Source organism: Vibrio sp. 10N.261.46.E11, from assembly GCF_041472735.1.
In the GTDB taxonomy this organism is placed as follows: domain Bacteria; phylum Pseudomonadota; class Gammaproteobacteria; order Enterobacterales; family Vibrionaceae; genus Vibrio.
In genome coordinates this window covers 84,902-109,143 of the sequence record NZ_JBFRQW010000033.1, presented here as the reverse complement: position 1 = coordinate 109,143, position 24,242 = coordinate 84,902, and the positions used below count along the sequence as shown (strand labels likewise).

The 24,242-nt window shown below is 44.9% G+C and carries 21 protein-coding genes; 1 reads left to right on the top strand and 20 read right to left on the bottom strand.

Translation table 11 applies throughout. The annotated features are described in order from the left end of the window. Window positions 1-78: 78 nt before the first annotated feature. The 13 genes from rpoS to rlmD form a co-directional block, all read right to left on the bottom strand. On the bottom strand, window positions 79-1,059 hold the full coding sequence (gene rpoS / locus AB4407_RS11650) for an RNA polymerase sigma factor RpoS (protein ID WP_372120656.1): 981 nt from the start codon (window positions 1,057-1,059) through the stop codon (window positions 79-81). Window positions 1,060-1,157: 98 nt separating this feature from the next. Continuing rightward, window positions 1,158-2,084, bottom strand: a complete 927-nt coding sequence (nlpD, locus tag AB4407_RS11645; RefSeq protein ID WP_372120655.1) for a murein hydrolase activator NlpD — start codon at window positions 2,082-2,084, stop codon at window positions 1,158-1,160. Between the two features lie 35 nt (window positions 2,085-2,119). Then, window positions 2,120-2,746, bottom strand: a complete 627-nt coding sequence (locus AB4407_RS11640) for a protein-L-isoaspartate(D-aspartate) O-methyltransferase (RefSeq protein ID WP_372120654.1) — start codon at window positions 2,744-2,746, stop codon at window positions 2,120-2,122. Then, a complete protein-coding gene (gene surE, locus AB4407_RS11635; protein ID WP_372120653.1) occupies window positions 2,746-3,489 on the bottom strand; it encodes a 5'/3'-nucleotidase SurE in 744 nt (247 codons plus the stop codon). Before surE ends, AB4407_RS11640 begins: the two co-directional genes overlap by 1 nt. Before the next feature lie 76 nt (window positions 3,490-3,565). After that, window positions 3,566-4,612 carry a tRNA pseudouridine(13) synthase TruD gene (gene truD / locus AB4407_RS11630; protein WP_372120652.1) on the bottom strand — a complete coding sequence of 349 codons (1,047 nt, stop codon included), beginning with the start codon at window positions 4,610-4,612 and terminating at the stop codon, window positions 3,566-3,568. A gap of 22 nt (window positions 4,613-4,634) precedes the next feature. Then, entirely contained in the window at window positions 4,635-5,114 is a 480-nt protein-coding gene (gene ispF / locus AB4407_RS11625; protein ID WP_029223073.1) for a 2-C-methyl-D-erythritol 2,4-cyclodiphosphate synthase, read from the bottom strand. 2 nt (window positions 5,115-5,116) lie between these two features. Further along, on the bottom strand, window positions 5,117-5,818 hold the full coding sequence (gene ispD, locus AB4407_RS11620) for a 2-C-methyl-D-erythritol 4-phosphate cytidylyltransferase (protein WP_372120651.1): 702 nt from the start codon (window positions 5,816-5,818) through the stop codon (window positions 5,117-5,119). Further along, window positions 5,818-6,099, bottom strand: coding sequence for a cell division protein FtsB (ftsB, locus tag AB4407_RS11615; RefSeq protein WP_086711989.1), 282 nt, complete (start codon window positions 6,097-6,099; stop codon window positions 5,818-5,820). The genes ispD and ftsB overlap by 1 nt, the downstream gene beginning before the upstream one ends. Window positions 6,100-6,509: 410 nt before the next feature. Further along, window positions 6,510-7,808: a phosphopyruvate hydratase gene (gene eno, locus AB4407_RS11610; protein WP_017059033.1), complete on the bottom strand. Its 1,299-nt coding sequence runs from the start codon at window positions 7,806-7,808 to the stop codon at window positions 6,510-6,512. A gap of 81 nt (window positions 7,809-7,889) precedes the next feature. Further along, complete coding sequence (locus AB4407_RS11605) at window positions 7,890-9,530, bottom strand: CTP synthase (protein WP_017063214.1); 1,641 nt, start codon at window positions 9,528-9,530, stop codon at window positions 7,890-7,892. A 132-nt stretch (window positions 9,531-9,662) separates the two neighbouring features. After that, the gene (mazG, locus tag AB4407_RS11600; protein ID WP_372120650.1) at window positions 9,663-10,478 is read right to left on the bottom strand and encodes a nucleoside triphosphate pyrophosphohydrolase; all 816 of its coding nucleotides are present in this window, start codon (window positions 10,476-10,478) and stop codon (window positions 9,663-9,665) included. 278 nt (window positions 10,479-10,756) lie between these two features. Next, on the bottom strand, window positions 10,757-12,982 hold the full coding sequence (gene relA, locus AB4407_RS11595) for a GTP diphosphokinase (RefSeq protein WP_372120668.1): 2,226 nt from the start codon (window positions 12,980-12,982) through the stop codon (window positions 10,757-10,759). Window positions 12,983-13,118: 136 nt separating this feature from the next. Beyond that, window positions 13,119-14,438: a 23S rRNA (uracil(1939)-C(5))-methyltransferase RlmD gene (gene rlmD / locus AB4407_RS11590; protein WP_372120649.1), complete on the bottom strand. Its 1,320-nt coding sequence runs from the start codon at window positions 14,436-14,438 to the stop codon at window positions 13,119-13,121. 165 nt (window positions 14,439-14,603) lie between these two features. Here rlmD and barA point away from each other — a divergent pair, with 165 nt between their 5' ends. After that, the gene (gene barA / locus AB4407_RS11585; RefSeq protein ID WP_372120648.1) at window positions 14,604-17,417 is read left to right on the top strand and encodes a two-component sensor histidine kinase BarA; all 2,814 of its coding nucleotides are present in this window, start codon (window positions 14,604-14,606) and stop codon (window positions 17,415-17,417) included. Window positions 17,418-17,541: 124 nt separating this feature from the next. On the opposite strand, the gene acpS is transcribed toward barA, so the two are convergent. The 7 genes from acpS to lepA form a co-directional block, all read right to left on the bottom strand. Continuing rightward, on the bottom strand, window positions 17,542-17,922 hold the full coding sequence (acpS, locus tag AB4407_RS11580; RefSeq protein WP_017100747.1) for a holo-ACP synthase: 381 nt from the start codon (window positions 17,920-17,922) through the stop codon (window positions 17,542-17,544). Window positions 17,923-18,007: 85 nt separating this feature from the next. Next, entirely contained in the window at window positions 18,008-18,745 is a 738-nt protein-coding gene (gene pdxJ, locus AB4407_RS11575; protein ID WP_009847651.1) for a pyridoxine 5'-phosphate synthase, read from the bottom strand. After that, window positions 18,742-19,470: a DNA repair protein RecO gene (gene recO / locus AB4407_RS11570; RefSeq protein ID WP_012604785.1), complete on the bottom strand. Its 729-nt coding sequence runs from the start codon at window positions 19,468-19,470 to the stop codon at window positions 18,742-18,744. The genes pdxJ and recO overlap by 4 nt, the downstream gene beginning before the upstream one ends. A 116-nt stretch (window positions 19,471-19,586) precedes the next feature. Next, on the bottom strand, window positions 19,587-20,558 hold the full coding sequence (gene era / locus AB4407_RS11565) for a GTPase Era (RefSeq protein WP_004735384.1): 972 nt from the start codon (window positions 20,556-20,558) through the stop codon (window positions 19,587-19,589). Then, window positions 20,551-21,228 (bottom strand): ribonuclease III, encoded by a 678-nt coding sequence (rnc, locus tag AB4407_RS11560; protein WP_004735383.1) that lies wholly within the window; start codon window positions 21,226-21,228, stop codon window positions 20,551-20,553. The genes era and rnc overlap by 8 nt, the downstream gene beginning before the upstream one ends. 26 nt (window positions 21,229-21,254) lie before the next feature. Next, complete coding sequence (gene lepB / locus AB4407_RS11555; protein WP_017103267.1) at window positions 21,255-22,151, bottom strand: signal peptidase I; 897 nt, start codon at window positions 22,149-22,151, stop codon at window positions 21,255-21,257. Window positions 22,152-22,396: 245 nt separating this feature from the next. Next, window positions 22,397-24,190 carry a translation elongation factor 4 gene (gene lepA, locus AB4407_RS11550; protein WP_372120647.1) on the bottom strand — a complete coding sequence of 598 codons (1,794 nt, stop codon included), beginning with the start codon at window positions 24,188-24,190 and terminating at the stop codon, window positions 22,397-22,399. Between the last annotated feature and the right edge of the window lie 52 nt (window positions 24,191-24,242).

Genomic DNA, 24,242 nt, shown 5'->3' with positions numbered 1-24,242 from the left:
AAGCCATAGACAAAAAAACGCTGACTTAAAGTCAGCGTTTTTATTTGTCTTCTATTTAAAGAAACATCATCTGTTCATTTAGTCGTTTTCTACGTTGAACAGGTTTTCCATGTTCAAGCCTTGCTTGATTAGAATCTCACGTAGACGACGAAGACCTTCAACTTGGATTTGACGAACACGTTCACGAGTCAGGCTGATTTCACGGCCTACTTCTTCTAGTGTTGACGGTTCATAGCCAAGTAATCCAAAGCGACGCGCAAGCACCTCTTTCTGTTTAGGATTCAGCTCATCAAGCCAGAAGATCAACGAGTTTTTGATATCGCTATCTTGAGTTGAAACCTCAGGATCTGAGTTGTTGATGTCTGGAATAATATCCAACAGTGCTTTCTCACCGTCACCACCAATTGGCGTATCAACAGAGCTCACTCGTTCGTTTAGACGAAGCATCTTACTCACATCGCCAACTGGTTTATCTAGCTTAGAAGCGATCTCTTCAGCCGTTGGTTCGTGGTCAAGTTTTTGTGATAACTCTCGTGCAGTACGTAGGTAGATGTTCAGCTCTTTCACAACATGAATTGGCAAACGGATAGTGCGAGTCTGATTCATTAGCGCGCGTTCAATGGTTTGACGAATCCACCATGTTGCGTAAGTTGAGAAGCGGAAGCCACGCTCTGGGTCAAACTTCTCTACGGCGCGAATCAAGCCTAGGTTGCCTTCTTCGATTAGATCGAGAAGTGCAAGACCACGGTTGCTATAACGACGAGAAATTTTTACCACCAAACGCAGGTTACTTTCGATCATGCGTTTGCGTGCTGCTTCATCACCGCGTAGAGCTCGACGTGCATAAAGCACTTCTTCTTCAGCGGTTAATAGTGGTGAGAAACCGATTTCGCCTAAGTAGAGTTGAGTAGCATCTAAACTTTTAGATGTAACTTCAGCTTCTTCTTTCGCTTCGGTTTTCTTAGTGACTGTTCGTTTTGCTTTTCCAAGATCTTCCTGTTCCGTGGTTACTTGGTTAAGATCGAACTCTTCTTTGGTTACTGCATTGCTTATACTCATAACGCCTCCCCCTGGCGAAATTAGCATGACATTACAACTTCATATGTCGCTAAATGACTATGTCACTCCATACAATACGTATTTTTTGCATATTGTATTTAAGGTAAATACCGTTTTGGATTAACTGATTTACCTTGGTAACGAATCTCAAAGTGCAGCCTGACACTGCTGGCTCCAGAGCTTCCCATTGTTGCAATCCTCTGCCCTGGTTTCACACTTTGCCCTTCAGATACTAATAGTCGGTCGTTATGCGCGTATGCACTTAAGTAATTATCATTGTGCTTCACAATCACTAGATTGCCGTAGCCTCGTAATGCATTACCCGAATAAACAACCGTTCCCCCTGCAGTAGATACTATTGGCTGACCTCGCTGTCCTGCTATGTCTATGCCTTTGTTTCCTTGTTCGCCTACAGAGAAATTCTTAATTACTCTCCCTTTCGTTGGCCATAACCATTTGGATACTTTATTACTCGTTGGTTTTGTTGGCGGTGTAACATTCTGTTTACCTTTAGAACCAACATACTCCTTTGATTTGGATTGTACAACCTTCTTTTGTGGATCTTTTTTCGCCACTTTGGTGGTTGTTTGAGCGGGCGCAGGTTTAGAGTTTTTACTCTTTTGAGGTGTTGTTTTAGGTTTGCTTGAGGCCAACAAAGTTGTGGATGCGGCAACAGGCGCAGCGACGGCTGCAACCGCTACCGTTGATTTACCATACGCTGGAGCGCTGTAGCTCGGACGCCATAACTTAAGGCTCTGTCCGGGATGGATGGTATAAGGTGCAGACAGATTGTTATAGCGAATAAGCTCTTTAACATCTTTATTTGTTACGTAAGCAATAAAATAAAGGGTATCGCCTTTTTTTACTTCATAGTAACTACCACGATAACTACCACGATAACTACCACGATCAATCGATGAGTAATTCTTGTTTAAGCTTGAAACTGGTGCAGGCGAATTCGCAGCACACCCAACAAGTGCACAGCTAAGCAGTAGAGAACTTCCTTTAAAAACCTTCGAACGCATCGACTTTCTATCCACCTACACCATTAATAATTTTATTAAGCTAACTCACCAGGTACAAGAGGTACAAATCGCACCATCTCGATAACACTCGATAAGAACTCATCGCCGTGGCGAACAATCTTCAACAGTTGTTGTTCATCATCTCCGACCGGAATTAATAAGCGGCCACCATCTTTCAACTGCTGCAAAAGCGCTTGAGGGATCGACTCTGCAGCAGCGGTGACAATAATCGCATCAAAAGGCGCCTTAGAAGACCAACCTTGCCAACCATCACCGTGCTTGGTTGAGATGTTGTAGAAATCGAGTTGCTTCAACCTACGCTTAGCATCCCATTGTAGAGACTTTATTCTTTCAACCGAATACACATGATCAACCAGCTGAGCCAAGACTGCAGTTTGGTAACCAGACCCCGTACCGATCTCCAAAACGCGGCTTTCTTGTTGTAGCTCAAGTAGCTCTGTCATTTTAGCAACGATGTAAGGCTGAGAAATTGTCTGCCCCTGCCCGATAGGCAACGCATTATTATCATAGGCTTGGTGATGCATCGCCTGTGATAAAAAGCTCTCTCTCGGTAGTTGGTAAATAGCATCAAGAACCTTCTGTTCCTGAATACCATTCTCTATCAGAAAAGTAACTAAGCGCTCAGCTTGTGGATTACTCACTATTTATCCCCTAACCATGTAGTCATCGCACCTAACGACTCATGTGCCGTCAGATCAACTTGTAGTGGTGTTACCGACACAAATCCATGTTCAATGGCGTAAAAATCGGTACCTTCACCTGCATCTTGCTCCTTGCCTGGAGGACCAAGCCAATAGATATCATGACCACGTGGGTCTTTCTGCTTAATCATATCTTCAGCATGATGACGAGCACCTAGGCGTGTCACCTGAGTACCCGATAGCTGTTCTAATGCTAAGTCAGGGACGTTCACGTTTAACAGGCGATTGGTTGGGATTGGGTTTACTAAATGTTGTTCGACGATACGACGAGCAATCGCTGCCGCTGTCTTAAAATGTTTTTTACCCACCAGAGAAAACGCCACCGATTGAACGCCTAAAAAATGTCCTTCCATGGCTGCAGCCACTGTGCCTGAATAAAGCACATCATCTCCCAAGTTGGCACCATGATTAATACCCGTTAATACCAGATCAGGCATATCATTCTTTAGCAGTTCATTTAACGCAAAATGCACACAGTCGGTCGGTGTTCCTTGTACCGAATATGTATTTTCGGTAATTTCTTGAACACGTAAAGGCTGTTCTAAAGTTAATGAATTTGAAGCACCCGAGCGATTACGATCAGGTGCCACAATGATAATTTCAGCAAGATCACGTAATTCATTGGCCAGCTCATGAATACCCTGAGCATGCACACCATCATCGTTGCTGAGTAAAATCTTCATCTTGTATCCTTTCTTTTGTTCCAATGCCAAGTCACTTAATTTCCGATATCAAGTGACTTCGCTCCAAGCAGAGTCATTATTGCTCGTAGGTTCTTTCTACGTGTACTTCTTCAACTAACTCACGAACGATAGCGGTTGCGAAGCAGCCTGCGTCCAGAGAGAACTTAAGAGTGACATTGTCTTCGTTCACTTCCCACGCTAAACCCATAGGCTTCAACGAAGCCTCACGGCGATCATGGCGCATTCGGTTCCCACAAATAAGAGCCATTAGCTCCGGTTCAGCATCAAGGTGTTTCTGCTCTAGAGCTTGAGATTCATCGGTAGTCGGTAACGCATTATCTCCAGCCAAAGCAACGGTAATAAACGCAGAACCGCTTTCGATATCTTGATTTACCGTTTCGATATTGTCTGCCGTCACAGCTAATTTAGCGCCGTCTTTAATGACGATATCGCCAACCAATGCCGACGCAAACGCATCTTGCTCAATACGCTCAGAAAGGATTAAGTTGTAGATCCAAGAACGAGCAGCAGAGAGATACAAGCTGCGCTTATTTTGATTACGTGTACGAACGTTTTCACGCCCCCAACGACGAGCTTCAGATAAGTTGTTACCTTCATTGCCAAACCTCTGAGCACCAAAGTAATTTGGCACGCCCACTAGAGCGACTTTTTCCAAACGTTTGACTACATCATCGCAGTCCGTTACTTCAGACAAAGTTAGCTCGAATTGGTTGCCAACTAAATCGCCTGGACGTAACTTTTTGTTGTGGCGTGCTGTCGCCAAGATCTCAATGCTTGGGTATTGTGCAAGAAAAGCAGAAAAGTCAGGTTCACCTTTTGGTAGATGCACGCTCAACCACTGTTCTGTCACAGCATGACGGTCTTTCAAACCAGCCCAACTCACGTCTTTCGACTTAACACCACACGCTTTAGCCAGCTCGTTTGCTACAAAGCTCGTGTTCTCACCCGTTTTACGAATACGAACCATAAGGTGTTCGCCTTCACCAGTGAACTCAAAACCTAAGTCTTCATTAACGACAAAGTGTTCGGCTTTTGCTTTTAGTTTTGCTTTCGCAGTTGGTTTACCGTTTAGATAAGCCAATGAAGATAAAATATCTGACATGCTGTTCTTTTCGTGTTGGTGCTTACGCACTTTTAGTAATTAGGACCACCGCTTCACATGCGATGCCCTCTTTGCGTCCTGTAAAACCTAAACGCTCAGTGGTCGTCGCTTTTACATTCACATTGCTAATGCTGGTTTCTAAATCTTGTGCGATAGCGTGGCACATAGAGTCTATATGAGGCGCCATCTTTGGAGCTTGCGCCATGATAGTAATATCGGCATTACCAATCACGTAGCCTTGTTCTTTTACTCGACGATAAACATCTTTTAGAAGTTCACGGCTATCCGCGCCTTTCCACTCATCATCAGTATCGGGGAAATGACGACCAATATCACCGGCAGCAATCGCACCTAATAAAGCGTCACACAACGCATGAAGGGCAACATCACCATCTGAGTGTGCGATAAGACCCTGCTCATAAGGGACTCTAACGCCACCTATAATTACCGGACCTTCACCACCAAACTTATGTACATCAAAGCCATGGCCAATACGAATCATCATTATTCCTTATTCTGACTTAAATAGAACTCAGCAAGTGCTAAATCTTCAGGCTGAGTAATCTTAAAATTATCTGAACGCCCTGCCACTAAAGCGGGCGATAAACCTTTCCATTCAAAGGCTGAGGCTTCATCGGTAATCGAAACGCCTTGTTGCAACGCCTCGCTTAGTGCATTCCACAGAGGCTTTGCTCTGAACATTTGCGGCGTAAGTGCATGCCATAAATCAGCTCGTTCAACGGTATGCTCAATCTGCCCTTGGGTACCTCGCTTCATCGTGTCACGAACAGGAGCGGCCAAAATAGCCCCGACATCATGGCTCATCGCACCTGAGATCAACTTATCGATATCACCCAACTGAACACAAGGCCTCGCAGCATCGTGAACCATCACCCAATCACCGATCTGTTGCTCAGCTATGTAATCTAAAGCAGAGAGTACTGAGTCCGCTCTTTCGCTTCCACCAGAGACTCTGATCACTTGTGGGTTCTGATTAAGAGCAAGCTCTGGGTAGTATGGGTCATCATCGCTAATCGCGACGACAATTTGAGAGACTTGTGGGTGAGATAATAATTTCTCAACGGTGTGCTCTAAAATCGTTGTGCCGTTAATCTTAAGATATTGCTTAGGGCGGTCAGCCTGCATTCGACTACCCACGCCCGCCGCAGGTACAACGGCAATCACGCTTTGAAGTTGAGTCGACATTAATGGGATTCCTCACCAATGATGCGATAAAACGTTTCGCCTTCTTTTACCATTCCAAGTTCATGACGAGCACGCTCTTCTATCGCGTCTAAGCCTTGGCGTAGATCGTCGATTTCGGCAAACATTTCTGCATTTCGAATATGCAGTTTTTCATTTACTTGCTGTTGAACTTGGATTTCGTTATTCACACCGTAGTAATCAGAGATACCATTTTTACCGAGCCACAGTGTGTGTTGTAGCCAGCCAAACACTATGAACAGTACTAAAGCAAAAATTCGCATAACACCTTTCGCCGGTTGAAAAAGAAGGAACTAGAATAAGGCACATATATACCATAATGAGCTTATTGGTGCGAGATATGTGGTGTCAGGGAATCAATAAGTCGGGGAATTATTGTCGGGATAGGTAAGGGCAACAATGAGATTCCCTACTCCTTCCTTCGTCAGTCTAGGGAATGACGAACTTTCGGTATCAAAAAGAAAGCTATATAACCTAGAGCTTCTTTTCTTCACCTTTTTGCAGACAAAAAAATGCCCCGCATAAGCGAGGCATTTAAAAGCATTAGTGCATAATTCTAACTAGTTGGTGCTGTAGCAAGGCAACAAAGAAGATTCAGCTATGGAGCATAGTTTCCTATGTGACTTAGTGAATCTTCTGCAGTTAACGCAGCTACAGTGCCAAATAGGACGAATTATTGACCTTTAACTTCTTTAAGACCGTTGTAAGGAGCTTTAGAACCTAGAGCTTCTTCGATACGGATAAGTTGGTTGTACTTAGCAACACGGTCAGAACGGCTCATAGAACCAGTTTTGATTTGACCTGCAGCTGTACCTACCGCTAGATCAGCGATAGTTGCATCTTCAGTTTCGCCAGAACGGTGAGAGATTACTGCAGTGTAGCCAGCGTCTTTAGCCATCTTGATAGCAGCTAGAGTCTCTGTTAGAGAACCGATTTGGTTGAACTTGATAAGGATAGAGTTAGCTACGCCTTTCTCGATACCTTCAGCAAGAATCTTAGTGTTTGTAACGAACAGATCGTCACCAACGATTTGAAGCTTGTCGCCTAGAAGTTCAGTTTGGTGCTTGAAGCCATCCCAATCTGACTCGTCAAGACCGTCTTCGATAGAAACGATTGGGAAGTTGTTCGCTAGCTCAGCTAGGTAGTGGTTGAACTCTTCAGAAGTGAAAGTTTTACCTTCGCCCTTCATGTTGTAGATGCCAGCTTCTTTGTCGAAGAACTCAGATGCTGCACAGTCCATAGCTAGAGTAACGTCTTTACCTAGTTCGTAACCAGCAGCTGCAACAGCTTCTGCGATAACTTCTAGAGCTTCAGCGTTAGACTTAAGGTTAGGAGCGAAACCACCTTCATCACCAACTGCAGTGCTGTAGCCTTTAGACTTAAGAACTTTAGCTAGGTTGTGGAATACTTCAGCGCCGATACGTAGACCTTCTTTAAGAGTTTTAGCGCCAACTGGTTGGATCATGAACTCTTGGATGTCAACGTTGTTATCTGCGTGCTCACCACCGTTGATGATGTTCATCATTGGTAGAGGCATAGAGAACTGACCAGCAGTACCGTTTAGCTCAGCGATGTGCTCGTATAGAGGCATGCCTTTCGCAGCAGCAGCAGCTTTTGCGTTAGCTAGAGATACAGCTAGGATAGCGTTCGCGCCGAACTTAGACTTGTTATCAGTACCGTCTAGGTCAAGCATGATTTGGTCAACGTCAGCTTGTGCTTTAGCGTCAGTACCAACTAGAGCTTCAGCGATTGGGCCGTTTACAGCTTCAATAGCTTTAAGAACACCTTTACCTAGGAAACGTGATTTGTCGCCGTCACGTAGCTCAAGAGCTTCGCGAGAACCAGTAGATGCGCCAGATGGAGCAGCAGCCATACCTACGAAACCGCCTTCTAGGTGTACTTCAGCTTCTACAGTTGGGTTACCACGTGAATCGATGATTTCACGACCTAGAACTTTAACGATCTTAGACATTGAATGTTTCCTTCTCGTTGAATATATAAATGTCAAATTTAAAGGTAGCAGCACAACTTACGCAGCTACCTGTATTCCTTTTTACTTTTCTAACTCGCCGCGCTGGAACTCACCAGCCGCTTTAACGAAACCTGCAAACAATGGGTGACCATCGCGAGGTGTTGAAGTGAACTCCGGGTGGAATTGAGCAGCAACGAACCATGGGTGGTTCGGGTTCTCAATAACTTCAACCAGTTTCTTGTCCGCAGATAGGCCCGATACTTTTAGGCCCGCTTTTTCAATTTGTGGACGAAGATTGTTGTTCACTTCGTAACGGTGGCGATGACGTTCATGGATCGTCGCGCTACCGTATAATTCGTAAGCTTTTGTCCCTTTCGCTAGGTGACAAAGCTGTGAACCAAGACGCATTGTGCCGCCAAGGTCAGATGTTTCTGTACGCTCTTCAACTTTACCTTCGCCATCAGTCCACTCAGTGATAAGACCAACAACTGGGTACTTAGTTTCAGTACAGAATTCAGAAGAGTGTGCCCCTTCCATTTTCGCAACGTTACGAGCGTACTCGATAAGTGCTACTTGCATACCTAGACAGATACCTAAGTACGGTACTTTGTTTTCACGAGCGTATTGAGCAGCAAGGATCTTACCTTCAACACCACGATCACCAAAGCCACCAGGAACTAGGATTGCATCTAGGCCTTCTAAAACTTCTACGCCACGAGATTCAACATCTTGTGAATCTACATATTTAATATTAACGCTTAGGCGATTTTTCAAGCCCGCGTGTTTTAGCGCTTCATTTACTGATTTGTATGCGTCTGGTAGTTCAATGTACTTACCAACCATACCAATCGTCACTTCACCCGTCGGGTTAGCTTCTTCGTAAATTACTTGTTCCCATTCAGACAGGTCTGCTTCTGGAGCTGTGATGCCGAAACGCTTACATACAAGTTCATCAGTGCCTTGAGCTTTAATAAGCTGAGGGATCTTGTAGATAGAGTCAACATCGCGCATAGAAATAACTGCATTTTCTTGCACATTACAGAACAGAGCAATTTTCTTACGCTCGTTCGAAGGAATGTTGCGGTCTGAACGACAAACTAGGATGTCTGGCTGAATACCAATAGACAGTAGCTCTTTTACAGAGTGTTGCGTTGGCTTAGTTTTCACTTCGCCCGCAGCTGCTAGGTATGGCACTAGAGTAAGGTGCATGAACATTGCGCGTTCACGGCCTAGTTCTACTGCTAGCTGACGAATCGCTTCCATAAATGGTAGAGATTCGATATCACCAACCGTACCACCAACTTCAACGATCGCGATATCGTGGCCAGCTGCGCCAGAAATTACACGTTCTTTGATAGAGTTAGTGATGTGCGGGATAACCTGAATGGTTGCACCTAGGTAATCACCGCGACGCTCTTTAGCGAGTACGTCTGAGTAAACACGACCTGCAGTGAAGTTGTTACGCTTAGTCATCTTGGTGCGAATGAATCGCTCGTAGTGACCAAGGTCAAGGTCAGTTTCAGCGCCATCTTCCGTAACGAACACTTCACCGTGTTGAGTCGGGCTCATTGTGCCTGGATCAACGTTGATGTAAGGGTCAAGCTTCATCATAGTCACTTTAAGACCACGAGCTTCTAAAATAGCCGCAAGAGATGCTGCTGCAATACCTTTACCTAGAGAGGATACAACCCCGCCAGTAACAAAAATGTAATTTGTCGTCATGTTTAACCTGAAATTGGTTGAATGAGGGAAATGGATTACTTCTGGACGGGATGAAAATATACCAGAAGCCCCTTATCGCCACAACGTGAAATCTATCACACTGCTATTTTTTATTTTTTGCTTCAAATCAATTCATGATAAAAGCTTTGATGATCTTTTCTCCGCTACTTTGACTTCATCCCATATGGAATCAAGCTGTTGTAGGGAAAAGTCGGTCAAAATTTTATCTTGTTGACGAACTTTTTGTTCCACACCTTTAAAGCGACGTGAGAACTTCAGATTGGCTTTATTTAAAGCCGACTCTGGGTTTTTACCCAAATGTCGCACCAAATTGACCGTCGCAAACAGCAAATCACCCAACTCTTCTTCAACCAAATCTTCATTTGGCGTTACTTGAAGCGCTTCTTCTAGCACCTCATCAACTTCCTCTAAAACCTTATCCGCGACTGGGCCAATAGAGTCCCAATCAAAGCCAAATTTCGCGACTTGCTTTTGAATTTTTGTAGCACGCGAAAGTGCAGGTAGAGAGTTTGGTATTGAGTCTAGAATACTTTCTTGAGTTTTGCCTGCCTGTGCTTTTTCTTTGGCTTTTTCCGCTTCCCAGTTAGCATTAATTTCTTCATCACTGGCAAACTCGGTATCAGAAAACACATGAGGATGACGGCGCGTCAACTTCTCATTAATACCGTCAACCACATCAGAGAACTCAAACAAGCCCTGCTCTTTCGCCAATTGGCTATAGAAGATCACCTGAAACAACAGGTCACCCAACTCTTCTTGTAAGTTTGGCCAATCTTTATTGTGAATCGCGTCCACCACCTCATAAGTCTCTTCGATCGTATGCGGCACAATGGTTTCAAAATTTTGTTTTAAATCCCAAGGACAGCCACCTTCTGGATCGCGCAGCTTAGTCATGATCTGTTCAAGTTGTTCAATCGGGTGGTTCATCGTTTTCTTCCTATTCACTGTCTTTGATTTTTAAATTTATAACGTCTTCTAGAACTAAAAGGTACTGAAACTAAAAAAGGTGAGCAGCCAAAACCACTCACCTTTCTATTTTTCTTGTTATACCAACGCGTCATTCAATGCATTGTTCGGTTTTTACTAAGTAATTGGTTCTTCTAACAAGGCAACAAACTTACGAGACTTCTGAGCATAGCTTGCCTATGTGATGAAGCGAGTATAGTGCAGTTAACACGGTTAGAAAGCCAAGTACGACGTAAAAACTAGCCTAGTCTTTTAACGCTCATAACATCTTTGATCTGCTCTACTCGGCTGGTCACGCGACTCAGAATCTCAATGTTGGTCACTTCCAAATCGAAATCCATCACCGACAGCTGACGTTTATAGTCAATGCGGCTCTTCATTGTCGTTACACTGACTTTTTCGTTCAAGAACAGGGATGTGATGTCTTTCAACAAGCCGGTACGTTCTAGCGCCTCTACACGCAGTGTTAAGATATACGAACCTACAAAACCATCTCCCCACACCGTATCGATGATACGTTCGGGTGCATGTAGGTTAAGTTCACTTAACTGCTCACAATCGCTGCGGTGTACTGAGATACCACGCCCTTGAGTAATGTAACCTTTGATCACATCCCCCGGGATAGGCTGACAACAACGAGCCAAGTGGGTCATTAGGTTATCAACACCTTCAACAACGACAGCATCCTTTTTAGGACGGCTCTGATGCGCCGGCTTGCTATCAGACTCAAGCAACTTCTCGAGCGCTTTCTTATCTTCTTCTTCCGCCGTTGGCTTGTTGACCAGAGCATTGATGTGATTAACCACTTGGTTAATACGCAAATCGCCGCTACCAATACCCGCATACAATTCATCAGGTGTATTGACGTTGAATCGTTTCAGGGCGTATTGCTCTGCATCTTTCAGTGTTGCGCCGACTCTACCTAGCTCGACTTCTAGGATGTCTCGTCCAGCTTCGAGGTTTTTCTCACGACTCTGAGCGCGGAACCAAGCGTTAATTTTTGCTCGAGCTCGACTTGAATGAACAAAACCTGTGGTCGGATTCAACCAATCACGTGATGGATTCGGTTCTTTTTGAGTAATGATCTCAACTTGATCGCCCATCGCCAACTTATGAGTAAACGGAACGATTCGGCCAGCTACTTTGGCACCGATACAACGGTGTCCAACCATCGAGTGAATGTGGTAAGCAAAATCCAACGGCGTTGCACCCATTGGTAAATCGACCACATCACCGCGTGGTGTAAAGGCATAGACTCGGTCATCAAAGACTTGGCTACGTACTTCATCCAGCATTTCGCCAGAATCCGACATCTCTTCTTGCCAGTCGATAAGCTTACGCAACCACGTGATTTTCTCATCGTAGCCACTGCGTACACCGCTAGAAGCACCTTCTTTGTACTTCCAGTGCGCAGCCACACCCAACTCAGAGTCTTCGTGCATTTGCTTGGTACGGATCTGAATTTCGATGGTCTTGCCTTCAGGGCCAAGAACCACGGTGTGAATCGATTGGTAACCATTTGGCTTAGGGTTCGCCACGTAGTCATCAAATTCACTTGGTAGATGTTTGTATTTGGTATGAACCACACCTAGGCCGGCATAGCAGTCTTGAAGCTGGTCGGCGATGATACGCACAGCACGCACGTCAAAAAGCTCATCGAAGTCCAAGCCTTTCTTCTGCATTTTACGCCAGATACTGTAGATGTGTTTTGGTCGACCGCTGACTTCAGCATTGATGTTTGAACGCTGCATTTCTGCTGTTAAATCATCAACGAAATCTGTGATGTATTGTTCACGAACGATACGACGCTCAGACAGCTGTTTCGCAATCTGCTTGTAGGTATCGGGTTGTTGATAGCGGAAAGCGTAATCTTCAATTTCCCACTTTAGTTGACCAATACCAAGACGGTTTGCTAGAGGCGCATAGATGTTAGCACACTCTTTTGCCGCCGCACGGCGCACAGCATCAGGGGCCTTTTTTACCTCGATGAGGTTGCAAATTCGTTCTGCTAGCTTGATGACGACGCAGCGGAAATCATCGACCATGGCCAGTAACATTCGACGAACGTTATCTACTTGTCCCGAGGCTGCACTGCCTTCAAGAGTAACGTTGAGCTGGCCCAAAGCTGCCATTTCTTCAACGCCATCAATTAACTTTACGGTTTCTTTACCGTAGCTTTCTTCAAACGCTTCGCGTCCAAAAACGCCGCTTGAGACGACTGGGAAAAGTTGTGCAGCAATTAAAGTGGCACGGTCCATCGACAACGTAACCAAGATTTCGATCATCTCACGTCCACGCCAAAGCAGGAGCGACGCTTGCTCGTGATCTTTTAATAGCTCTTCACAGTGACGATAAACTTTGGTCAGTTTATTCGAGGTTTTTACGTCTTGATTCAGTGACGCAATCCAACTTTCTAGCTCAAACTGTTCGCTTGGGTTTAAATGTGCGCTTCGTACCGCAACCATCATGCCTTCCTAGTTATTATGTTTTATACCCAATTCAATATGACTAACTGATTCCAAGTTAGTTCGACTCATATTGATATCAGCGCAGGCTTCCCTGCGCCTTTGTGATTCATTTTTAAGCCTTATTTAAGGGCTTCTAAGCCTTGATAAAGAGAGCCATCGATTCTAAATGACTGGTATGGGGAAACATATCCAACATACCAAGTTTGGCTAATTGATAGCCTTGTTTTTCTAAACTCTCAGAATCTCTCGCTAGAGTAGCAGGATTACACGAAACATAAACCACACGCTTCGCTCCTAACGCTGAAATTTGATCAACGATCCCACTCGCTCCAGCACGTGCAGGGTCAAGTAATACTTTATCGAATTTCTCTTTTGCCCAAAGCTGTGAAGATAAATCTTCTTCGAGGTTCGCTTGGTAAAACTCCGTATTGCTTAACTGGTTTAACGCCGCATTAGCCGTTGCCTGTTGAACCATTTCATCAACGCCTTCCACACCAACGACAAACGCCGATTGTTGTGCGATAGGCAGACTGAAGTTGCCTAAACCACAAAACAGGTCAAGCACACGCTCATCCGCTTGAGGCTCTAACCACTCAATCGCTTGAGCAACCATCTGTTGGTTCACTTTCTGGTTAACTTGTATAAAGTGGTTTGGCTCAAAAGGTAAGGTTACACCGGTTTCACTATAGCTTGGCGAATCACCCACTAAACGAACCAACTTATCGGTTTCTGGCATCGAGTACAGCGTTACACCTTCTTCTTTCGCGAGCGTCATCAACGCTTGCTCATCTTTTTCAACCAAAGGTTTAAGGTGACGCAGCACCATAACAGGGCCAGTATCACCCAACACCAATTCAACATGTCCTAAAGACGTAAGGCTACTGAAAGTGTTCAGTAAACTTTTCAGTTTTGGCAGCAATACATTAAGGCGAGGGTCAAGCACCGCGCAGTCGGTGATGTTTTCAATCTGTTTACTTTGTTTCTTACGGAAACCAAACTGAAGCAGCTGTGTCTTCTTATCAACAAATAGACTGATACGCGCGCGACGACGATAACCGGTTTCATCACCGACAATCGGCTGGGCGACTTCGGTGTTAGCCGTTTGGTATTTGCTCATCAGGTGCGTCAAAGATTGTGATTTATGCTCAACCTGAGATGAGTAACCGAGATGTTGGAGATGACAGCCACCACACTGATTAAAGTGCTTACAAAATGGCTTTAAACGCAGCTCACTCGGTTGAAGTAATTTAATAAGTTTTGCTCGCGAAAACTTACTTTTGCTCTCAGTAAGTTGAATAACCACCTTCTCACCGGGCAATGCGCCATCAATGAAAACGGGTTTGTTCTTCTGATAAGCGATGCCAGCGCCATTGTGATCCATTCGTTCAACCAAAACCGATTGATGCTTGGTCTCGAGTTGAGTTTTCTTTTTTGGTTGGAAAAAACGTGCCATTGCTTGTGCCTAATGTATCTTTTAATAAGTAATTGGTATCCAGGACTCACTATTCTGTCTTGGAATCATTGTCGAACGTCACGGCTTTGATTAAGCTTACCGTTCACTTAACCGCCATTGTGTGCGTTATTTTCCCATATCCAGACCTCGATGTAATTAAAGAACATGACCAGATATGGCTTAAGAGCCCGTGTAATTACCTTAACTCTAGCTCCAACCCTAATTATTGGGCTGCTATTGAGTGCATTTTTCTCATTTAACCGCTATCAAGACCTTGAGGGTCAAGTGGTTAACACTGGTACTAGCATCATTGAACCACTAGCGATTGCGAGTGAGTCTGGCATGAAGCTCGAAAGTCGAGAGTCTGTCCGTCAGCTGATTAGCTATGCTCATCGAAAAAATTCTAAGCTGGTGCGCAGTATTGCGGTGTTTGATGAACGTCATGAGTTGTTTGTAACGTCAAACTTCCATCCTGATTTTGAAAGCCTGACCTATCCGAAAGATAAACCGATTCCGCATTTAAGCTCATCGAACCTGCTCGATAACACGCTGATTCTTAGGACACCTATCATCGCTGAGGGACAATACATCAACTCAGCTAATGGCCAGTCTCAAGCGAACCAAGCGATCGGTTATATTGCGATAGAGTTAGACTTGTCGTCACTTCGATTGCAGCAATATCAAGAAGTGTTCTCTGCCTTCTTGGTGCTGATCCTCGGTCTTGGACTTTCTGGGGTATTTGCCTTCCGCTTGATGCACGATGTAACCCAACCGATCACACACATGAAAAACATGGTCGATCGAATTCGTCGTGGCCACTTAGATGTGCGTATCGAAGGCAAAATGCATGGTGAGCTTGATTCACTGAAAAACGGTATCAACGCGATGGCGGTCTCGCTATCAGAATATCACGTCGAGATGCAGCACAGCATCGACCAAGCAACATCTGATCTGCGTGAAACCCTAGAGCAATTAGAGATTCAAAACGTTGAGTTAGACATTGCGAAAAAACGAGCTCAAGAAGCCGCTCGTGTTAAATCCGAGTTCTTGGCGAATATGTCTCATGAGCTTAGAACACCACTCAATGGTGTGATTGGCTTTACTCGTCAGATGCTCAAGACACACCTATCGAACAGCCAAACCGATTACCTGCAGACCATTGAGCGCTCGGCCAACAACCTACTCAGCATCATCAACGATATCTTGGACTTCTCGAAACTTGAAGCCGGCAAACTCGCTCTAGAAAATATTCCATTTGAGTTCCAAGCGAGCCTAGAAGAGGTGGTTAACCTTCAAGCCACTAATGCTCATGAAAAAGGTCTTGAGCTTACGCTTAAGATCGACCCGAAAGTACCACCAGGCGTTGTTGGTGATCCACTGCGTATCCAACAGATCCTGACTAACCTCGTGGGTAACTCGATCAAGTTTACCGAGCGTGGCAACATTGACATCAGCGTTGAACTTCGTTCACAAAGCGAAGACAGCATTGAGCTGCAGTTTATGGTTCGAGACACGGGCATTGGTATCTCAGAGCGCCAACAAGCACAACTTTTCCAAGCCTTCAGCCAAGCCGATGCGAGCATCTCTCGTCGTTATGGTGGTACAGGCTTAGGTCTGGTGATCACCCAAAAACTGGTCAGCCAAATGGGCGGAGAGATCAGCCTAACCAGTCGCCTGCACCAAGGCTCAACCTTCTGGTTTACTTTAAGATTATCAACGACTGATATGCCAATGACCGAGCTTATCGAAACTCAGTGCCTGCAAGACAAGCAACTGCTGCTTATCGAGCCAAACATGCAAGCGGCATCAATTACTCAGCAGATCCTAACCCAAGAAGGCTTAGTGGTAACGTACCGTTCGGTTATGCCTGACGAATCTACCTCGTATGACTACGTTCTACTTAACTTAGCCGCGAACCAAGAGTATCAATTTGATACCGTGAGTGGTTGGGCGATTGGCGCGAAGAAGATCGCTCAGAACGTGATTATTGGTACACCAAGTACTGAGCTAGCCTTGGGTGAGCAATTGATGAAAGAAGTCGATGTTCAGTGCATTACTAAGCCTCTCTCTCGCAAGAAGTTGCTGCAAACTTTGGTATCGAACCAAGCTCCAACCTTAATTGCACCCGCTATTGAAACACATTCAGAAGAGAAACTACCGCTTACGGTATTGGCGGTCGACGACAACCCTGCCAACCTTAAACTGATTACTGCGCTGCTAAAAGAGCGCGTAGAGACAGTCATCAGTTGTACTAGTGGTCAGAAAGCTCTCGACAAAGCGACAGATACTCCATTTGATGTCATTTTCATGGACATTCAAATGCCGCAGATGGACGGCGTGACCGCTTGCCAAAAAATTAAGGCGTTGGCGAACAATGCAAACACGCCTGTTATTGCCGTTACTGCGCATGCAATGATGGGAGAGCGTGACCGACTACTTGAAGCAGGTATGGATGACTACCTAACCAAGCCTATCGAAGAGCATGTGTTACAACAGGTTCTTATTCATTGGAGCCCTACCTCTGAGATTGAGCACATTGATAAAATAGACCCAGATCACCCGGCGGTCTCAGCTGAAGTCGATCACAGCGCTGTTTCAGAAATTGACGCTAGCGAGCACAAGAACATCATCATTGATTGGCAAGCAGCTTTGAAACAAGCCGCCAATAAAGAAGACCTCGCACGCGATATGCTGCAAATGCTCGTCGACTTTATTCCTGAAGTTTATGAGGCGGCTGACAAGGCAATTGAAGACAGTGACTACCCCGTTGAAGCTCTGACACACATCATCCACAAGATGCATGGCAGCAGTTCATACAGCGGTGTACCAAGGCTTAAGTCGGTATGTGCGACGATAGAGAAAGAACTGCGTTCAGGCACTTCTGTTGAAGACATTGAACCGGAGCTTTTTGAACTTCAAGATGAGTTAGACAAAGTTCAAGCAACCGCAATTCATTATTTGAAACCAGCCAAGACCTAGCGAATATTTCTTACTCACAAATATTCGTTAAACGGCTCACTAGCCAATAAAAAAGCAGAGCTCATGAGCTCTGCTTTTTTCTGTCTAGACCTAGGGTACTAGATATAGAGTTGCGGTAATCTATTTATGACTCGAGTAGTACCGTAGCCACCGCATAATGGCGCTCATCAGAGATAGTCAGGTGAATCGACTTTGTACCACTCGCTTCTGCGATTTCACGCGCTTTTTTATGCAGGCTTAGAACTGGCTTGCCATGCTCATCGTTTGAAATCTCGAAGTCGTGGAAGGTCACACCCAGCGCGATCCCCGTGCCTAACGCCTTAGATGCCGCTTCTTTGGCAGCAAAACGTTTTGCAAGGTAACGCCCTTTTTGCTTCAGTTGCTGGAATACTTCAAATTCAGAATCGGTCAAAATACGCTGAGCGAAAGCCTCACCACTTCGTGACAATGCCTTTTCAACACGTTCAATTTCTGCGATATCTGTACCTAATCCAACAACAGCCATGTTTACCCTATTACCAACTTCTATCTATTAACTTTCGATTCTACTGATTAATCGCTTACAACTAAGCGAATGCCGAGTTAAAGAACTAAGCGTTGTTGCGTGCTGTTTCCATCACGGCTTTCATGTCTGCAACGGCTTTATTCAAACCATCAAAGACTGCGCGTCCCATGATCGAGTGACCGATGTTCAACTCGTAAATCTCAGGAAGTGCCGCAATGGGTGCTACATTGTGGTAAGTCAGACCATGACCCGCATTGACGGTAATACCTAGATCATCTGCGTAGCTTGCGCCTGCTGCAATCTTTTTAAGCTCGTCTTGCTGATCTTCTTCTGTTTTCGCATCAGCGTAATGACCAGTATGAAGCTCAATAAACGGCGCACCACATGCTTTTGCTGCATCGATTTGCTCACGATCGGCATCGATAAACAGAGATACTTTGATACCAGCAGCCGACAGTTTTTCGGTCGCCGCTTTGATCTTTTCAAGTTGACCAACCACGTCCAAGCCGCCTTCCGTCGTCAGCTCTTCACGCTTTTCTGGAACCAGGCAAACGAACTCAGGATTAGTATCGAGTGCAATTTGAACCATCTCGTCCGTTACGGCCATCTCTAAGTTCATGCGAGTCTGGATTGTCTCAGCAAGAATACGTACATCGCGATCAACGATATGACGGCGATCTTCACGCAAGTGAATCGTAATGCCGTCAGCACCCGCACGTTCAGCAATTTCAGCTGCGTGTACTGGGTCTGGATATTTAGTACCACGTGCATTACGTAGTGTTGCAATATGGTCGATATTAACGCCTAAAAGGATTGAGCTCATTTTCCAATACTCCGTGCTCTAGAGAGGGCTATTGTTGGCATAAATAGCTCTCTACTTTTTAATGGTTTGCCGCCAAGATACGGCTTTAAGGCTATGCGTGTAAAGCGTTTTGCCGCTTTTAACTGCTCTTTAGTGATAAACCTACGTTCACTGATTGCGATAAGTTCATCGCCCATAAAAGTTAGGTTATCTCGACGCACCGATGCGATAAAACCTTTCTGCTCTCGATAGCGATAAGTCATGCTCGGATCAATCGCTTCGCCAGTGCCCGCGCAGTGTAAAAAGTCGACGCCATACCCCATAGCGGAAAGTAGAGCCAATTCAAAACGACGCAGTGCTGGCTCAGGGTTCTCATTATGAGCGAGTTCTGTTAAGGCATGAAGATAGTCATGAAAAAATGCAGGCATGGCCACTTCGGCCATCAACACTCGCCCTACTAATTCATTAACGTACATTGCTGAATACAGATTAATGCCGGCAAGAGGAAGCCCCAAGCTGATCGGTTCAGCTTGGCGCAACGTTTTCATTGAACCATTGCCAGACCACTTAAGCAGTAGCGGCGTAAAAGGTTGTAATGCACCTTTCAAATTAGAACGCTTACTCCGCGCACCTTTAGACATTAACGTCACCCGACCGTACTCTTCGCTGAAGACGTCCAGAATCAGGCTCGACTCACTGTATGGTCGACGGTGCAACACAAAGCATCGCTGTAACCCTTCGCTCAATCACTTACCCTTCTTACAGATACAAAAAGAGAGAGTTCGCACTCTCTCTTGTATTTATATTCAATTCAACTTTCTTACTTGTCAATTTTTACTATTAGAAAGTGACGTTCAATATATTATAGATCGTCGATGTAGCCTAACGAGCGAAGTGCACGCTCATCGTCAGCCCAACCAGACTTAACTTTAACCCAAGTCTCTAGGTAAACCTTACGACCGAACAGTTCTTCCATGTCGATACGAGCTTCACGACCAATCGTTTTGATCTTCTCGCCCGCTTTACCAATCACCATCTTCTTCTGACCAGTACGTTCAACAAGAATCAAAGCATTGATGTGGAAACCATCGTTATCTGGGTTGTAATCAAAACGCTCGATCTCAACCGTTACTGAGTAAGGTAGCTCTTCGCCTGTGAATCGCATCAGTTTTTCACGGATGATTTCAGAGGCCATAAAGCGCTGTGAGCGATCCGTTACGTACTCTTCAGGGAAGTGGTGCGTCGCTTTTGGTAAAGAATTACGAACGTGCTTACGCAGTACATCGATATTCTTACCTTGCTTCGCCGAGATTGGCACAACATCAAGGAAGTCCATCTTCTTAGACACTTCCATCATGTGTTGCATCACGTCTGTACGATCTTGAACGTTGTCTACTTTGTTAATACAAAGGACAACTGGAAAATCTGTTTTTCTCAGCTTGTTCAGTACCATTTCATCGTCGTCAGTCCAGTGAGTACCGTCAACAAGGAAGAATACTAGGTTCACATCACTCAATGAACTGTTCGCCGCACGGTTCATCAAACGGTTAATTGCACGCTTTTCTTCGATGTGAAGTCCAGGAGTATCAACGTAGATCGCTTGGTAATCACCTTCAGTTTCTACACCCATAATACGGTGGCGTGTTGTCTGAGGTTTACGTGATGTGATCGAGATTTTCTGACCCAAAATATGGTTCAGAAGCGTCGATTTACCTACGTTTGGTCGCCCCACGATAGCGATGAAGCCACAGTGTTGGTTTTCCGGTAGGCCCGTTTTTTTGCTATCAGATGAAAAGAATGCATCGATATCGAAATCTTGATTGTTATCAGACATTGCTTAGTTGCTCTAATGCTGTTTCAGCAGCCGCTTGTTCTGCCTTGCGGCGGCTAGTGCCTTTACCGATAACAGGTTTATCCACACCTGCCACTTCACACTCAACCGTAAATTCTTGGTTGTGTGCTTCACCTTTAATATTAGTCACTGTGTAGACAGGTAGGGGATTTCTTCGACCTTGTAAAAACTCTTGTAAGCGAGTTTTCGGATCTTTTTGAGATACACCAGGCTGAATAGACTCTAGGCGAGATTGGTACCAGCTTAAAATAATGCGGCGAACAACCTCGGTATCACTATCTAAATAGACAGCGCCGATGATCGCTTCTACTGCATCCGCTAGAATAGAATCACGACGGAAACCGCCACTCTTCAACTCACCTGGACCTAATTTTAAGTAATCTCCTAGTTCGAATTCACGACCTAGTTCTGCCAATGTATGACCACGTACTAATGTTGCGCGCATGCGGCTCATATCACCTTCGTTTACCTTAGGAAAACGGTGGTAAAGATCATCAGCGATAACAAAACTTAAAATTGAATCGCCCAGAAACTCAAGACGTTCGTTATGTTTACCTGCGGCACTGCGGTGAGTCAGCGCCAAATGGATAAGATCGGCATCATTAAACTGATAGCCAATCTTTCTCTCTAGTTTATCAATTGGAGAATTCATGCTCTCTCGATGTGTTATGTGATCGATTAATGAATCCCACCGATGCGATTAAAACGCACACCAGTAGGAATCCATGTTGGAAGTACACTGTCTGAACCGCGTTCGAATTCGAAGCTGATCCAAATAGCAACGGCCTTACCAACAAGGTTTGCTTCAGGGACAAAGCCCCAGTAACGGCTGTCAGCACTGTTGTCACGGTTATCACCCATAACAAAGTATTGGCCTTCTGGAACGATCCACTCGTTAACACCATTGCGAGGTTGATATGCTTGCACACGATCACGGCGTAATGGGTTAACTAAGATTTGGTGCTCCACGTCACCCAGTTGTTCATTCAACTGAATTAGAGGCACACCATCTTGAATAAATTGGCTTTCTTCAACGTTACTCAACTTCACTGGTTTACAGCTACTGCCACCCTTCGCTTGAATGCAGATTTCTTTATTGCTGCTGTAGCGAATGGTATCACCCGGCATACCAATAACACGCTTGATGTAGTCGATATTCGGCTGAGGTGGGTATTTGAATACGATTGAATCACCACGTTCTGGTTTGCCTGTTTCTACCAATTGAGTGCGCCATACAGGATCTTTTAGACCATAAGCGTACTTTTCTACCAAGATGAAATCACCAACCAATAGTGTTGGCATCATCGAGCCAGATGGAATTTGAAACGGTTCATAAATAAATGAACGCAAAACCAAAACAAATGCAATTACAGGGAAAATGGACACACTGTTCTCAACCCACCAAGGCTGAGCCGTAACTTTTGCGCTGGTTGCAGCGTCTAGGCCATTCGACTGTGCTTCAACGTCAGCCAGTTTTTGTTGGCGCTTCTTCGCCCACACAAACTTTTCCAACGCCCATACAATGCCAGTCACTAGAGTTACGATCACTAAGATAAGCGAAAATGTATTAGCCATTGATATCCCTTAAATTTCATTTCTTTAAAAATAACGAAAGTGAAAGAGCATAACTCTTTCACTCTGCTTAATATTTCTAATTTGTATCAATCATGCTGACTAAATGCTGGTAAGATTACGCAGGAAAAATCGTTTAGTTCGAGGCGCAAAGTGCAGTGACTAGTGGGCCTAATTGAAATCTTTGCAACAAAGAAATAAACGATTTTAACCAGTAATGTTCAGCAGATAGTTAGTGCGATTGATACCTAGTCTTTGCCAACATGAAGGATTGCTAAGAATGCCTCTTGAGGCAGTTCAACGTTACCGATCTGCTTCATACGCTTCTTACCTTCTTTTTGTTTCTTAAGAAGTTTCTTCTTACGACTGATATCACCACCGTAACATTTTGCGATTACGTTCTTACGCAGTTGTTTCACTGTAGAACGAGCAATAATGTGGTTACCAATCGCGGCTTGAATCGCGATATCAAACATCTGGCGAGGGATGAATTCTTTCATCTTCTCAACCAGTAGACGACCACGAGACTGGGCAATATCTTTGTGTGTAATGATCGCCAGTGCATCAACCGTTTCACCATTCAACAATACGTCAACACGTACCATGTTTGATGCTTCGTAGCGTTGGAAGTTGTAATCCAGTGATGCATAACCACGAGACGTGGACTTCAGACGGTCGAAGAAGTCTAGAACCACCTCAGCCATTGGAAGATCGTACGTCACAGCAACTTGGTTACCGTGATAAACCATGTCGACTTGCACGCCACGCTTCTCAACACACAGTGTGATCACGTTGCCTAGGTAATCCGAAGGTACCAGAATATTACAGCGAGCAATCGGTTCACGAATTTCTTCTAAGTCATTAATAGCAGGCAGTTTAGCCGGGCTATCAACATAAAGAATTGTGCCATCCGTTTTTACAACTTCGTACACTACGGTTGGTGCCGTTGTGATTAGGTCTAGGTCGTATTCACGCTCTAAACGCTCTTGGATGATCTCCATGTGAAGCATTCCTAAGAAGCCACAACGGAAACCAAAGCCAAGTGCTGCTGAACTTTCTGGTTCGTAAAATAGTGATGCATCGTTCAGGCTTAGTTTGCCTAGTGCGTCACGGAAGTTTTCGTAGTCATCAGACGATACTGGGAATAGACCTGCGTATACTTGAGGCTTCACTTTTTGGAAACCAGGTAGACGTTCTGTGCTGCCGCCTTTTGCAAGCGTCAACGTATCACCAACAGGTGCGCCAAGGATGTCTTTAATACCACAAACAACCCAGCCAACTTCGCCAGTATTTAACTCAGTTGTGTCGATTTGCTTAGGTGTGAAGATACCTAGACGGTCAACACCCCAAACTTGCTCTGTCGACATTACTTTAATCTTGTCGTTCTTCTTCAGCTTACCGTTCTTGATACGAACCAAAGAAACAACGCCTAAGTAGTTATCGAACCAAGAGTCAATGATCAGAGCTTGTAGTGGCGCTTCTGGATCACCTTCCGGTGGCGGGATAGCCGTTACGATGTTTTCAAGAACGTCATCAACACCGATACCGGTTTTTGCAGAACAACGCGTCGCTTCCATCGCATCGATACCAACGATCTCTTCGATTTCTTCAGCAACTCGTTCAGGTTCAGCAGCAGGTAAGTCAATCTTGTTCAAGATTGGCACTACTTCCAGTTCCATTTCGATCGCGGTGTAACAGTTTGCTAGAGTTTGAGCTTCAACACCTTGGCCGGCATCCACTACAAGAAGCGCGCCTTCACAAGCGGCTAGAGAGCGAGATACTTCGTAAGAGAAGTCTACGTGTCCAGGGGTATCGATAAAGTTAAGTTGGTAAGTTTCACCATCTTTAGCTTTGTAATCTAAAGTCACACTCTGCGCTTTAATTGTAATACCACGCTCGCGTTCTATATCCATAGAATCGAGGACTTGAGCTGCCATCTCACGTTCACTTAACCCTCCACAAACTTGGATTAAGCGGTCAGAAAGGGTCGACTTACCGTGGTCGATGTGGGCGATAATCGAAAAATTACGAATGTGCTTCATAGGCTTGGTGTGACTAAACTCTTTGAATAGGGATAATAAGAAAGCCGCAACG

Excerpts from the sequence above, each read along its gene's own strand:
- rpoS (WP_372120656.1), bottom strand. The coding sequence starts at position 1,059 with ATGAGTATAAGCAATGCAGTAACCAAAGAAGAGTTCGATCTTAACCAA.
- nlpD (WP_372120655.1), bottom strand. The coding sequence starts at position 2,084 with ATGCGTTCGAAGGTTTTTAAAGGAAGTTCTCTACTGCTTAGCTGTGCA.
- surE (WP_372120653.1), bottom strand. The coding sequence starts at position 3,489 with ATGAAGATTTTACTCAGCAACGATGATGGTGTGCATGCTCAGGGTATT.
- truD (WP_372120652.1), bottom strand. The coding sequence starts at position 4,612 with ATGTCAGATATTTTATCTTCATTGGCTTATCTAAACGGTAAACCAACT.
- ispF (WP_029223073.1), bottom strand. The coding sequence starts at position 5,114 with ATGATTCGTATTGGCCATGGCTTTGATGTACATAAGTTTGGTGGTGAA.
- ispD (WP_372120651.1), bottom strand. The coding sequence starts at position 5,818 with ATGTCGACTCAACTTCAAAGCGTGATTGCCGTTGTACCTGCGGCGGGC.
- ftsB (WP_086711989.1), bottom strand. The coding sequence starts at position 6,099 with ATGCGAATTTTTGCTTTAGTACTGTTCATAGTGTTTGGCTGGCTACAA.
- eno (WP_017059033.1), bottom strand. The coding sequence starts at position 7,808 with ATGTCTAAGATCGTTAAAGTTCTAGGTCGTGAAATCATCGATTCACGT.
- AB4407_RS11605 (WP_017063214.1), bottom strand. The coding sequence starts at position 9,530 with ATGACGACAAATTACATTTTTGTTACTGGCGGGGTTGTATCCTCTCTA.
- mazG (WP_372120650.1), bottom strand. The coding sequence starts at position 10,478 with ATGAACCACCCGATTGAACAACTTGAACAGATCATGACTAAGCTGCGC.
- relA (WP_372120668.1), bottom strand. The coding sequence starts at position 12,982 with ATGGTTGCGGTACGAAGCGCACATTTAAACCCAAGCGAACAGTTTGAG.
- rlmD (WP_372120649.1), bottom strand. The coding sequence starts at position 14,438 with ATGGCACGTTTTTTCCAACCAAAAAAGAAAACTCAACTCGAGACCAAG.
- barA (WP_372120648.1), top strand. The coding sequence starts at position 14,604 with ATGACCAGATATGGCTTAAGAGCCCGTGTAATTACCTTAACTCTAGCT.
- acpS (WP_017100747.1), bottom strand. The coding sequence starts at position 17,922 with ATGGCTGTTGTTGGATTAGGTACAGATATCGCAGAAATTGAACGTGTT.
- pdxJ (WP_009847651.1), bottom strand. The coding sequence starts at position 18,745 with ATGAGCTCAATCCTTTTAGGCGTTAATATCGACCATATTGCAACACTA.
- era (WP_004735384.1), bottom strand. The coding sequence starts at position 20,558 with ATGTCTGATAACAATCAAGATTTCGATATCGATGCATTCTTTTCATCT.
- rnc (WP_004735383.1), bottom strand. The coding sequence starts at position 21,228 with ATGAATTCTCCAATTGATAAACTAGAGAGAAAGATTGGCTATCAGTTT.
- lepB (WP_017103267.1), bottom strand. The coding sequence starts at position 22,151 with ATGGCTAATACATTTTCGCTTATCTTAGTGATCGTAACTCTAGTGACT.
- lepA (WP_372120647.1), bottom strand. The coding sequence starts at position 24,190 with ATGAAGCACATTCGTAATTTTTCGATTATCGCCCACATCGACCACGGT.